Source organism: Paenibacillus sp. J31R109, from assembly GCF_059692055.1.
In genome coordinates this window covers 75,850-89,091 of record NZ_JCAUAR010000002.1, presented here as the reverse complement: position 1 = coordinate 89,091, position 13,242 = coordinate 75,850, and the positions used below count along the sequence as shown (strand labels likewise).

Annotated in this window: 6 protein-coding genes; 5 read left to right on the top strand and 1 reads right to left on the bottom strand. The window is 46.5% G+C overall.

What is annotated here, in order from left to right:
• Positions 1-23: 23 nt before the first annotated feature.
• The 5 genes from AC58QT_RS05985 to AC58QT_RS05965 all read left to right on the top strand — a co-directional run bounded on the left by AC58QT_RS05985 (position 24) and on the right by AC58QT_RS05965 (position 12,470).
• Positions 24-1,226: a CynX/NimT family MFS transporter gene (locus AC58QT_RS05985; RefSeq protein WP_497408166.1), complete on the top strand. Its 1,203-nt coding sequence runs from the start codon at positions 24-26 to the stop codon at positions 1,224-1,226.
• Positions 1,223-3,082 (top strand): hypothetical protein, encoded by a 1,860-nt coding sequence (locus AC58QT_RS05980; RefSeq protein ID WP_497408165.1) that lies wholly within the window; start codon positions 1,223-1,225, stop codon positions 3,080-3,082. The genes AC58QT_RS05985 and AC58QT_RS05980 overlap by 4 nt, the downstream gene beginning before the upstream one ends.
• A 318-nt stretch (positions 3,083-3,400) precedes the next feature.
• Positions 3,401-7,216, top strand: a complete 3,816-nt coding sequence (locus AC58QT_RS05975; protein WP_497408164.1) for a X2-like carbohydrate binding domain-containing protein — start codon at positions 3,401-3,403, stop codon at positions 7,214-7,216.
• A gap of 11 nt (positions 7,217-7,227) precedes the next feature.
• On the top strand, positions 7,228-10,119 hold the full coding sequence (locus AC58QT_RS05970; RefSeq protein ID WP_497408163.1) for a golvesin C-terminal-like domain-containing protein: 2,892 nt from the start codon (positions 7,228-7,230) through the stop codon (positions 10,117-10,119).
• 182 nt (positions 10,120-10,301) lie between these two features.
• Positions 10,302-12,470, top strand: a complete 2,169-nt coding sequence (locus AC58QT_RS05965; protein WP_497408162.1) for a Sip1-related alpha-galactosidase — start codon at positions 10,302-10,304, stop codon at positions 12,468-12,470.
• Positions 12,471-12,525: 55 nt separating this feature from the next.
• Here the strand turns inward: AC58QT_RS05965 and AC58QT_RS05960 are convergent, their stop codons facing one another.
• Positions 12,526-13,233: a histidine phosphatase family protein gene (locus AC58QT_RS05960; RefSeq protein WP_497408161.1), complete on the bottom strand. Its 708-nt coding sequence runs from the start codon at positions 13,231-13,233 to the stop codon at positions 12,526-12,528.
• Between the last annotated feature and the right edge of the window lie 9 nt (positions 13,234-13,242).

Genomic DNA, 13,242 nt, shown 5'->3' with positions numbered 1-13,242 from the left:
TATTTTGAGTAAGGGTGAGCTGCATGTGGAAAATTGAGAAAAGTAAACTAGCCATGGTCATTGCCATTGTACTCATTGCCTCAAATTTGCGGGCGCCATTAACGTCCATTAGCCCGTTGCTGGAATCGATTAGTCAAAAGTTGAACTTATCCCATCTTGTGGCAGGGACATTAACAACGCTGCCTCTGATGGCATTTGCAGCATTTTCTATCCTGTCGCCACGTCTCGCCAATCGCTTTGGTCTAGAAAGAGTGGTGTTGGCGGCACTATTCCTGCTGGCGTCAGGTCTGTTGCTGAGGCCATGGTCGGGCGTAAGTCTGCTGCTTGTCGGCACGACAATGGCTGGCATGGGTATTGCTGTGGGCAACGTCTTGCTGCCATCTTTGCTGAATCGTTATTTTCCTGACCGACTTGGATTTATGACAGGCATCTACACCGTCTCGATGAATCTAACAGGATCTATTGCTTCCGCCACAAGTATCCCCATTGCCAGATCATTAGGTTGGGGATGGGAGAAAACGTTGGCCTTATGGGGATTCCTTGCCATCATAACTGCCTCCTATTGGATGTATTGCATGCGAGCTCGTCGGCAGGTAACACAAGCGGGTAATCCAAGTTCAAAAAGTAAACGTATATCTTTATGGCGATATAAACTGTCCTGGCAAATTACGTTGTATTTGGGTCTGCAATCCTTCTTTTTCTACGTGGTTATGGCTTGGCTGCCTGATATTGCAGCAGAGCGCGGAGTTGGGGCAGGCACCTCTGGTGTGATGGTTGCTTTGATGCAATTTGCTGGGCTGCCTTTTAATTTTGTTGTGCCTTTGATTGCAGTTAAGGTTAAAAATCAACGCGTGCTAGCGTTGACGAGTGCCGCCATGTCTATTGGGGGAGTTATTTGCTTATTTATGAATCATGCTGTGCTCCTTGCCCTAGGAGGGGCATTAATTGGCAGTGCGGCTGGTTTCGCCTTTAGCCTGACGATGATGTTCTTTAATTTGCGAACGAACAGCGCACGTCAGGCAGCTGAAATATCCGGCATGGCACAATCTATCGGGTATACGCTTGCTTGTACAGGGCCCGCATTATTCGGCTGGCTGCATGATTTGAGCGGAGGCTGGCGTATGCCGCTGAGTGTACTTTTCGTAGCTATCATCGTGTTCTTATGGGCAGGGCTTGGTGCAGGAAGAAATATTCGGCTGCCAGAGGAGGAGAGGTTATCTGCATGAAAGTAGAGGAAATTATTGAGCATCTAGGTATTATCCGAACGGGGGCAGATTCATGGCTGTTACATGAAGACAGCCAACAAGTTCGCAAGCGAATCCTTACCGATGCTGCTTATTTACCATATCTAGAACAATTAGTTGGAGAAGGGGATCGATTTTTGCAAACGCCGATCCCCGATCTGGCATGGTCGCTTTTCCGTAGAATATGGGAAGATGGAAACCGCAAGACGTATGAGGTAGATTATTTCCATCGGAGGCAAAGATTAGCCGCATTAGGGTTATTGAGTTGGCTATGGCCTGAGCGCGAAGATTATCGGGATGGGTTGCTAGATATCGTGTGGGCGATCTGCAACGAGTTTTCTTGGTGTGTGCCCGCACACTTTGAGAACATGCCAGGCCATGTAGCGATAAGGCAGTCCGTTCTTGATCCCCATATGGGTAATCATGATCCCGCGTTAGAAATTGATCTCTTCGCAGCGGAAACTGCGTTTACGTTAGCAGAGATCCTGCAGCTTACAGGTGATTGGTGGCCGGAGGCTGTACGAGGTCGTATTTATCGAGAAATATATCGCCGAGTCTTTATTCCCTATTTGAATAATGCTTATTTTTGGGAAGCTGTGCGTAATAATTGGGCGGCAGTCTGTGCGGGATCGATTGCTGCAGCTGCGATTTATTTAATTGAAGATTCGCAGGAACTTGCCTTGGTACTAGCCAAAGCCTTGCCGATTCTTGACCTCTTTCTTGAAGGTTTTGGAGAAGATGGTGCGTGCTTGGAAGGCTATATGTATTGGAGTTATGGCTTTGGATTTTATACGTATGCTGCACAACTCCTAGAACGCAGGACCGCTGGAGGCATTAATCTTTTTGATCATCCCAAAGTGAAAGAAATCGCGTTATTTCAGCAAAAATGTTTTTTGACAGGGAGAAAGACCGTCAACTTCTCTGATTCGCAAGATGAAGCGGATGTGAATATCGGACTTACCCACGAATGGGCCAGAAGAGTACCTGACATGCATATCCCTGCTTACAGCTTTGAGGGCAAGTTGATTTATGATCATTGCGGACGTTTTGCACCAGCTCTGCGTAAGTTGATTTGGTTTGACGCGAACCTCAAAGGAACGGACTGGGAGGAAGCTTCTTATTATTTGCCCGATGCACAATGGGTGATTTCACGTGTTCACCAACCGAATGGCACCTTTTGCTTCGCTGCAAAAGGCGGTTACAATGATGAGCCACATAATCATAATGATATCGGTCATTTTATTTTGACTGCAGATGAAGAAACGTTTCTTGCCGATATGGGCGCTGGTCTCTATACCAAGCAGTATTTTAGTCCAGCTCGATACACGTTTATAGGCAATGGAGCGCAGGGACATTCCATTCCCATGATTAATCATGAACTTCAGCTAACGGGCAAAGAGATTAAGGCCAAGGTGCTTGAGGCGGATATCGGTCTCGAGTGTGACCGGTTTACATTGGAGTTGAAAGATACTTACGGACAATTGAATTTACACGCATTTGAACGTAGTTGGACGTGGCAGAAAGATTGCAATCCTCCAAGACTTCAACTTGAGGATCAATTCGTGTTTACTGAAGGCATAAACTCGGTGAAGGAACGGTTTATTTGTGCCATGGAGCCTAAGATACATGAGCAAGGGGGAGTCGAGCTGGAGGGCACCCGCTATAGGTTAGTCATTCAGTTTGATAATGAATTACTGAACCCGAGTGTGGAGCAACTGAACTTTATGAACCATTTTGGCAGGGAAGTTAACTTCTATGCCTTAGATTTTAAACTCAAACGAGATGTTATCGAAAATGCGCAGCGTATCCGCTTTGCGTTTCACTTTGAATTCATCTAGTTCGATGCTGACATTGTACAAGAGGTTACAAATTCGATGTTAATGTCATGTAATCATATAGTCGGGGGGAATTTACAACTGTTAATATGTGGGTGAACTGAAAACGATTTCACTTGGAGGTGAGAAAATTACATTTGAAAAAGCGAGGAACAGCAGGTTGGCTATCCCCAGAAACTAGGTGATCAAGCTTTCGAGCATTTCCTTCAGGATCACGTCAGCCATGCGGAGCTAATTGTGAATAACGAGGTGTTAAAGTCCGTTACAGCTAAAGTATTGCTCGAACAGTACGGAAATTCGAGATAATGACGAGGTGGCAGAATGAGAAAACTAGTAACCATGTTTACATTGGCAGCGCTCTTATTCAGCATGATTCCTTTATCAACACAAGAGGCCGAGGCAGCAACTGTAACCGTTTTATCAGAAGACTTTGAAAATACAACTGTTGGCCAAGTTCCTGCGGGATGGGTTGCTTCAGCAAGTCCCAATTTAGTCAGTGTTGTGGCAGATACATATGGCAACCGCTCATTGTCCACGACAGAAAATAGTAATAGTACGGCAAACACGGCTTACTATAATTTTACTTCCCCCATCACCACGTCATTCAGTGTAGATTTGCAAGCTAAGACTAGTACAACCAGCACAGGATTCGAAGGTTACTTCTTTGCCTTGAAAAATGCGAATGATGAAAAAGTGGTCGAGTTGTTATTCTACAACAACACGATTTCGCGCAGATCGGGTGCAAATGGGAAGACGACCGTAAAAGCGGGCATCGTGGCGAATCAGTGGTACAACATTCATGTGGATGTTGATATGGTTGCCAAGAAATATAGTGTAGCGATTGATGGAGTACCGGTTTCTTCAGCTGCCAATATCGCACTTTACACGCCGACTGCGACCGAAGTTTCTCAGTTTTCGTTTTCTTCGTATCGGCTGCAGTCGGGGACAACCGCAGTGGACGATATCGTCATTGTTAAAGAAAGTGGAGGGGTACCAACAAACCAAGCTCCAACTGCAGTGACATTAAATGTATATGGTACGCCTACACTTGGGAATACGTTAACTGGCAACTATATCTTCAGTGATGCGGAATCGGATCCTGAAGGAGCGTCGGTCTACAAGTGGTATCGGGGCACACAAGCAAATGGTTCGGATAGAACAGCTATTACGAATGCCGTGAATGCTGACTATACCATTGTGTCGGAAGATATAGGCAAATTCTTATTTTTCGGTGTGACACCGATAGCACAGCAAGGGACGACAACCGGGTCGCATGTGGTAAGCACTGGCGTATATGTATCGCAGCCACCTACTTCCCCACAGGCTGGAACGGTGATCGGCAATACGATTAGCTTTGACAGCTCTAATCGGTTTGTGGATGATTTGACTAATTTCTCAAAAGTGTTTAGTTACAAAGGAACGACCATAAACAGTGGCGGTGCGGTTGGCGTAGCTGGCGATTTGTCGTACTATGCTGGTACGAACGACTTTAAGTCGTTGGATATGGAAGTCACTTATAACAAATGGACGCTGAACTTTACGGTTCAAAATGAACTGTCCGTGTATGAAGCCGTGTATAACAGTCAGACAGGTACTTTTGAAAACGGCAAAAAAGTGACCCTGCTTCGCAAGCTTCGTCCTGAACTCATGACATCCGGTGTTCAGTATGTGAAAGCAACATACTCGACGGCTGAACCTATTACTCCGGGAACCCAATATCTCCGCGTCATTTTGCCACAATCCGGATTTTATGGAGATACAGCAACAGCAAATGATTTCAGAATTGATCAAATCACGTTAGAGAGTTCTCTATCAACGTCAGCGCCATTGGGTGGTTATCTGATTGATGATGCATCCAGTTTCGCCATGTACACTGCGGGGAGCGATACGATTAATCTACAAGTAGTCACTCCGACGAATATAGCGGATATTCGAACTTTCGGCACCACTTCCTATATTAAACGCAAGGATCCGACGGTTGCTTCGATGATGACGTATGCAGCTCCAGCTGGCAAGGATTTCAAAAATGCTTACGTCGAAGGCTATTATTTCGGCAATGTGCCGAGCAGTCAAGCCATGGAGATCTGGACTTCGACCAATGGCACCGATTTCACAGTTTACAATATCGCAGGTGTTTACAAGCATCCAGCTTTCGGATCATTAGCGAATAACAGCATTCCGGATGTTCTGCAAGCCAATTATTTGCCGCCAGGCGTGAAATTCGTAAGAGTCAAGCTCGTTGGAAATATAGCCAACGGTTTCCCTTACTTGACGAAGATGGCATTTGGCTATGGGGCAGAAGTACCTGTAACTCTGATTGATACCGACATAGTGATCAAACAAGCATCAGGAGAAATCGTTTTAGATGGTGTGGTTGACACCGATTCAGACGGTAATCCGACAGGAGAATGGGCTGGTAGTGAACTGCTGCGCATTGCAGGCGTAACCGATAATAATGGGGATAAGCACAGTGCGGACATTTATTTCAAATACGATGAGAGAAAACTGTATCTCGGAGCTAAGATTAAAGATCCGACACCAATGATCAACACCAAAACAGGAACTGGCATTTGGAATGGCGACGTGCTGGAATTGTTTATGGGCGCTGAAGACCTCGATTATTCCCTATATCCGGACAAAAAGGGTACAATGCTTCCTACAGATATTCAGCTGGTACTCGGAAGTGGGATTGATTTTGGTTATCAATCCTACATGTCCATGAATGGCGTAAATTCTAAACCGTCCGTCTTCATGGAGTTGAAGAAGGATACCGATGGCAAAGGATATACGATGGAAGCCGCCATACCGCTACACGCATTAGGTTTGTCTCAGCCGTGGACTGGCAAACCATTCATACTGAACGCTTTCCTAAGTGACGGAGGCTTTGCCAGCCGTGGACAATGGGGTTGGACGATTAACGGCGAGCAAAACAAAAAGGTAAGAGGAAACTTTGGCAAGATAGCGTTTGAGCCAGCGTCACCTCCACCTTCGGAAATGCAATTGTCTGCTGTTGTTGATCCTAGCGCGCAATTCGTAACGGTGAGCGGGCAAACCAATCATGTTCAGGATAAGTATGTAACGATGGCGATGCAAGATGCAACAGGTACTACAATCACGTTGGATCAAACGATGAGCGACGAAGATGGTAACTTTGCGTTCGTGTTCGATTTGAGCGGTTTGGTGAATCGAAAAGGATCGTACACCGTCAAAGTTGGCGGTCAAGGTATCCAAGTTCCGCAAACAGCAGCCTTTACGGTTGGTGATGGGATTTCGACGATTTCCCCGCTTACGGCTTCGTTTGACAAGAACGTGTCTAAGCAAGGGGACGTGAACGTTGATATGACCTTGAATGGGAACACGCTGACGGCGATCAAGAATGGAACTTACCTGCTTGCTGCGGGTACAGACTATGTCTTGAACGGAAGTCGTGTGGTTCTATCTAAGACGTACCTCACAACATTGTCCGTAGGCAGCGTGACGATATCTTTCGAGTTTAGTGCAGGCGATGCTTCTGCGTTGACGCTGCAAGTGGCAGACACCACATCTACGGGCGGTTCTGGACCTGAAACTCCATCTAGTCCCGTTGTTTTGTCAGCGGATTTTCTAAAAAATAATACGAGTATCACCGTTAATTCCGATGTGACTCAAGTCAGCTTTCCAGGGCGAGCTTACAGCAGCATTGGTAAGAAAAAGTTTGAAATTAAGTCTGATAAGCTCAGCATGATTATCCCTCCGGAAGTTTTTATGGAAGTAGCCGCATTCACGCTAGGAACAGAGTGGAAGGATGCTGTAGCAACACTCAGCTTTACGCCACTCGCGGATACCGCTGCAAATCAATTGCAGCAGCAGATCCAGCAAACTTACAAGAGTACAGTGAAAATGGATAGCGAAGTTTACAATTTCAATTTGACACTGACGAACTCATCAGGCAAGACCCGTAAGATTACACAACTTGTTGCGCCTATCACTCTTCGTCTGAAGCTCAAAGCCAATGCGGATATGAAGAAAGCAAATCTATACTACATTACGGAGAATGGCTTATTGCTTTACCTCGGTGGCAAGAACAGTAATGGTTATAATGAAGCGGGGCTTTGGCGATTTGGCAGTTATGCTGTTCTCGAGCTGCAGCGTCCATGAGGAGGGTAACTATGAATGTAAAACGTCAATTTGTACAGATGATTTCCATCGCCATGGCAGCAATTATGCTGCTTAGCGTATGGGGAACTGTCGGTCCTGTTAACCGTGCCTATGCTGACGGAGTTACCTACTATATTGACGCCGTAGGCGGAAGTGACAGTAATAACGGAACCAGTGAAACGACAGCTTGGAAGAGCATAACCAAAGTAAATAATAAGACCAATTTTCAACCTGGTGATCATATCTTGTTCAAGTCTGGCGGTTCCTGGTCGGGCTCACTGAAGTTGAAAAGCTCAGGGGCAGAGGGCAATCCCATTGTTGTAGGTAAATATGGAGAGGGTCCCGCACCTGTCATTAATGCCAATGCCGCTTATGCAGCGATCGATCTGGAAAACATTCAATATATCACCTTGCAGGACTTGGAGTTAACGAATTTTAATCCAGCGGCACCAGATGATTACAAAACAGGTTTTTACAGAAGAAGCGGGATCTGGATTAAGTCATTTCACAATGGACCTATGAATGATATTACGATTCGTAATATGGATATCCATGATGTCACAGGGATGAATTTGACAGGTGAAGCGACGACCACGACTACCGATGGTAAGGATAAAGGGGTTAACAAAAATGCGAACGCCGGCATTCAAATCGAAGCTTGGGAATTCGAAACCGGTAAGCCCAAAGCATATATTGACGGTTTGACGCTGGAGAACAATTATATTCATGATCTGGCGGTCATCGGGGTTAATATTACAGCCTTCTCCAATGATGTCGCGTATTTTAACAAAAACGTCACGATTAGAGGCAACACGGTGTCCAATACGGGTGCAGACGGCATCATTGTAGGGGTTTCATCTAATCCATTGATTGAGCATAATATCAGTTTGGATGCCGGTGCTTATGCTCCCGGTATCAAATGGATTGCGGGCATCTGGGTTTGGAGAACCGACCGGGCGCTGGTGCAATTTAACGAAGTAGGTCGTACGCGTGCGGAGATCAAAGCCGATTCGGATTCCGCAGCATTTGATACGGATCTGGCCACGCGAGGCGACCATATTTTCCAATACAACTATACCCATGACAATGCAGGCGGTTTCTTTATGGATATGGGTCAGTTGAAAGGCGGTATTAACATCCTCCGCTACAACATCAGTCAGAACGATAAGCGTGACGGATGGCATAGCTATACGTTGAATATTAACGATCCGGGAATCTATTATAACAACATTTTCTATAATGATCTCGGTATCGGGTTCCAAATGAAAAATAATTCGAATGCCACGTTTATGAACAACGTTTTCTATGTTACAGGGCCAACGCCTATCACAGAAACGTATCCGACTGGGCCCAAATTCCTATCCAACGCTTTCTATGGCAAAGCCGCACCGACGCAAGGAAAGAATAACGTCGTCGGCGATCCAGGCTTTGTGGATCCAGGTAAAGGCGTAGATGGTTACAACACGGTGGATGGTTATAAGCTGAAGCCGGATTCGCCGTTGATTGGCGCAGGTGCTGTGGTCGCGAACAACGGAGGAAGGGACTTCTGGAACAATCCAATTTACAGAGGATCGCCAGATATCGGAGCGTTCGAAGATTCGTCTACCGCAATTAACGACACGATTGCTCCAGCCAAACCAACCACGGTAGCCGTTAAAGATTACCAAGACTCGACCGTAACTTTGACATGGGCAGCTTCAGAAAATGGCGTGGACCTGGATGCGGATATTTATAATGCAGCGAACAATCAACTGCTCACCTCTGTGATCGCCAGCAATGAAGCTACGGTCACAGGACTCACACCAGATACAGATTACAATCTCTATGTGGTGGCTAAAGACAGGAATTGGAATTCCTCCGAGTCAAGCGCAAGTATTTCCGTAAAAACACGGAAGTCCATCATTGTCGACGATACACAGGCCGTTAAAGTCGGCACTTGGACAGCTTCAACAGGAACCAATTCTTATAATAACAACTTTGTGAGGATTGCAGCAGGATCAGGAACAAACTCAGTCAAATGGACACCGCAGGTTACAATCCCTGGTTTTTACGCCGTGTATTACTATCTGCCGGACGGTGGTTCATCGAGGGCGGGGAATGCGAAGTACACGGTCACCTCGGCAACAGGATCGAAAACCTATACAGCCGATCAAAGACCGGTAAGGGGAGGCACTTGGAATCAGCTCGGTATTCATAGTTTCAGTGCAGGTACTTCAGGCTACATTCAACTGAGCGATGGGGCAACTGGCGAGGTCGCAGCGGATGCGATTAAGCTCGTTTATCTGGAGGGCTTCGGCTTGGAGGATATCGCCAACATTCAGCTGTTCACTTCGAAGCTGCAGCTGCGCTTTGAGGAATCCACGAAATTCTCTGTGACAGGCACAGATCATGAGGGTCAGATGGTCGAGTTGCCAACGGATTCCACGGAGTTGTCCTATATTGTTGATGATCCGACAGTTGCTGTTGTTAACGGTGGATTCGTGAAAGGGATTTCCGAAGGTGTGACTCGTTTCCATGCCAAATTCAGCTATAACGGCAACATCATCGAAAGCAACTCGGTTGAGGTGATCGTCGGACCGAAGCAGTCTGTGGAGACACCGTTGTTCACGGATGCCAGTGGTCAGGAAATAACCACTCTGACGACTGGCACGATTACGGTATCATCGAGAATCATTAATTCTACCGATAAGCATTTGAATGCGACACTGATTGTCTCCTTGCAAGCACCAACTGGCATTGTGGAAACCAAGACGCAAGAGGTTGTGTTGAACAAGTATGACAATACGACGCTAACGGTATCGATGACCATGCCAGAATCGGTGGAAGGATACACACTTAAAGCATTCATTTGGGATAATCTCACTGATATGACGGCATTAACTGATCTGGTCACTTTAGAATAAATATATGGTAATAAATGTAAATTTAATGAGCGCATGCGAAGTTTGTTATTCATGAAAAGGTGTTAACAAGGTTTGTATGGAATTAAATGGATAGTGCGCATACACGAATGGCCAAGGTAGAGATGGATATCCTCTCTATCATGGCCATTCAATGCTAATAAACGATCAGGAAGTGGACAACGATGTTTACTTATAAGGATTCGACTTTACTTGTATCCGCGCTAAGCTTGGAAGAGAATTCGGGTCTGCCCGTGCTCAGCGGCTTCGGCGTAACCGTATCTTTGGACAACGAAGCGCCCAAGAGACTGGCTTATCAAGACAGTGAGACAACGCATGGTGTTAACAAGCTTGGAGCGTACGAGGAACATACCTTGAAATTCGATGACGGCGGCAACGTCAATGTGTCATTTACTTTACGGTGTTACGATGATGTAGTTCTTGGATTTGTTAATGGACGGATCATTACGAAGAATCCATTCGTGCGGAAAAAGTCCTTCTCAGCCAAAGCAAGTATCCGCATTACTCTGGATGAGATCGTGGGATTGACCAGTTTGATGGCGAATTATCAGCATAATGCCTGGTGGACACGACCTCACTTTGAATCTGATCTGACAAAACTTCCGGCTCAAACGATTTCGTTGCTTTGGCAGTCTGATGCAGCTTACTATCGATTATTGCCTGTTTGTGGACCTGTCTGCCGTACCGATCTTCAAGGAGGCGGAGGCGCTCATGATCAAGGTTTATCCGTGATTCTGTCTTCTTATCAAGGAGGCTTACAGCATCAAGAGACGCTGGCGTTCGTACTGGGAGTTGGCAAGGAGCCGTACACGTTGGCAGATCGAACAACGGAAGCTGCACTGATGGAATTGGACTATCCAGTCCTTCCACGTGAGCACAAAACGTATCCTGAAGTGCTAGATTATTTGGGCTGGTGCAGTTGGGATGCTTTTTACCAAAAGGTTGATGAGCAAGGGGTATTGGCCAAAGCTGAGGAGTTTAATCGTGTTGGTCTGCCTGTGCGTTGGATGATGATTGATGATGGCTGGTCTACTGAAACGGGTGGCAAGCTGCAGGCTTTTGACGCGAATCCAGATAAATTTCCAGAGGGTCTCGCGGCTACGGTAGCTCAGCTCAAAGAAAAACATGGTGTGAAATGGGTCGGCGTCTGGCATACCATCGTTGGGTATTGGGGCGGCATCGATGCGGACAGTACCCTTGCCAAATCACTTGGGAATTATCTATACAAGACAGCAGATGGAAGTCTTATTCCTTATCCTGACCCAGCCTTGGGCTTCGGTTTCTGGCATGCTTGGCACGGGTACCTTCGCAGACAAGGCATTGATTTCGTTAAGGTGGACAGTCAAGCGGCAATTAACAACTTCCTGCAATTTGAACGTTCTGTCGGCGCTTCCGCTTCGGCGGCACATCAAGCCATAGAAGCTTCGGTTGCGCTGCATTTCAATCGCACGATGATTAACTGCATGGGCATGGCGGCAGAAAACATTTGGCATCGTCCAACATCTGCGGTGTCGCGCAATAGTGATGACTTCATGCCGAAGAGCCCGAATGGATTTCGGGAGCATGCGATACAAAATGCCTACAATTCCTACTATCATGGTTCCTTCTATTGGGGGGATTGGGATATGTTCTGGACGATCAATCATGACGATCATCAGAATGCCGTGCTTCGAGCCATAAACGGCGGGCCTGTCTATATCAGTGATCCACTCGGTCAAACCGATCCGACAAAGCTTTTGCCGTTAATCTATAGTGATGGTAAGCTGATTCGGTGTGGACGAACTGCTGTTCCTACGCTTGACTGTTTGACCAAAGATCCGATACGTGAGCCTATCCCGCTTAAACTGTGGAATTATGCAGGAGAAGCAGGGATCGTTGCAGCCTTTCATATTGGGGAAGAACGTATTGAGCAAGAAGGAACAATTTCCACGATGGACATACCGACACTTGCAGATAAACGTGTCGTTCTTTTTGAACATTTCTCTCAAGAAGTTAAGATATTGGAACCGGGGGAGTGTTTTGCGTTCACGCTACAGCCAGAAGCATGTAAGCTATTTCTGCTTGTTGAGATGAAGAACGAGGTAACGCCACTAGGGTTACTTAATAAATATGCCTCCTCACATGCGATCCTGAAGCAGTGGCGGAAGCAAGGAAGTGAGCTGATTCGACTACGAGAAGGCGGAAGATTTGCTTTTCATTCGGAGGTTGTTCCATCGCACGTCTTGGCCAATGGAGAGGAGCATCAGGTAATCGCAGTAGGGAATAACGTATACGAGATTGCGTGCGGTCATATCCTGGAGGAGCTAGACATTGAAATTGTTTGGCATCGATAATGGTGGGTGTGGGGAAGAGGCTATTCTATTTGTAGAATAGCCTCTTTCTTTTTTATTAATCAATGTTGTCTGCCAGCAGCCCAGCACGGCTGAGGGGAAGATTAGCTTGATAGAGATGTCCAACATCGCCTACGCCATAGCATCGCGGAGCAGCCCAGCCATGTGCACGTTCCTCCATGACAATCGTCGTTACCGAACTTGGTGCGATCCAGAAACCTGCCCAGACCATCGGCAAAGGAAGCTCAAGAAGATGAGACAACCAAGCTAAGCCAAAGCCGAGATGGCAGAATACAGCAATGGTGTCCCTGTTAGATGCCTTAATTCGATAGCGGCCACCTTCACGTTGATAGCCATTTTCTTCAAAGAATCGATCAGAATTGCGGCGAATCTCTTCGTATTTGTCATGAAAATCCGGCACATTGAAAGGTGGCAGTTGATGCCAATTCTCACTGGAGGGATAGGGTTGATGCTGACGAATCCATGAGTTATCGACATTCCAGGCAACTTCAGTTTTTCCATTTGGATGCACGAAGTTCCAGCCCTCAAGTTCTGCAGTCCATGGCAATAAGGTCGGTTGAATGCCCATCGCATCTGCGGTGTACTGCATTGTATGTATAGCCCTGCCTAGCGGAGAATGGTAGATCCGATCGATCTTTGTTCCACATAGACGCTCTGCTAACGCTTGGGCTTCAAGATGTCCTGGCGGAGTGATGGTATTATTGGGGTAGTCCGGTTCTGCATGTCGAATGATATAAATTTTCATAACGGCCTC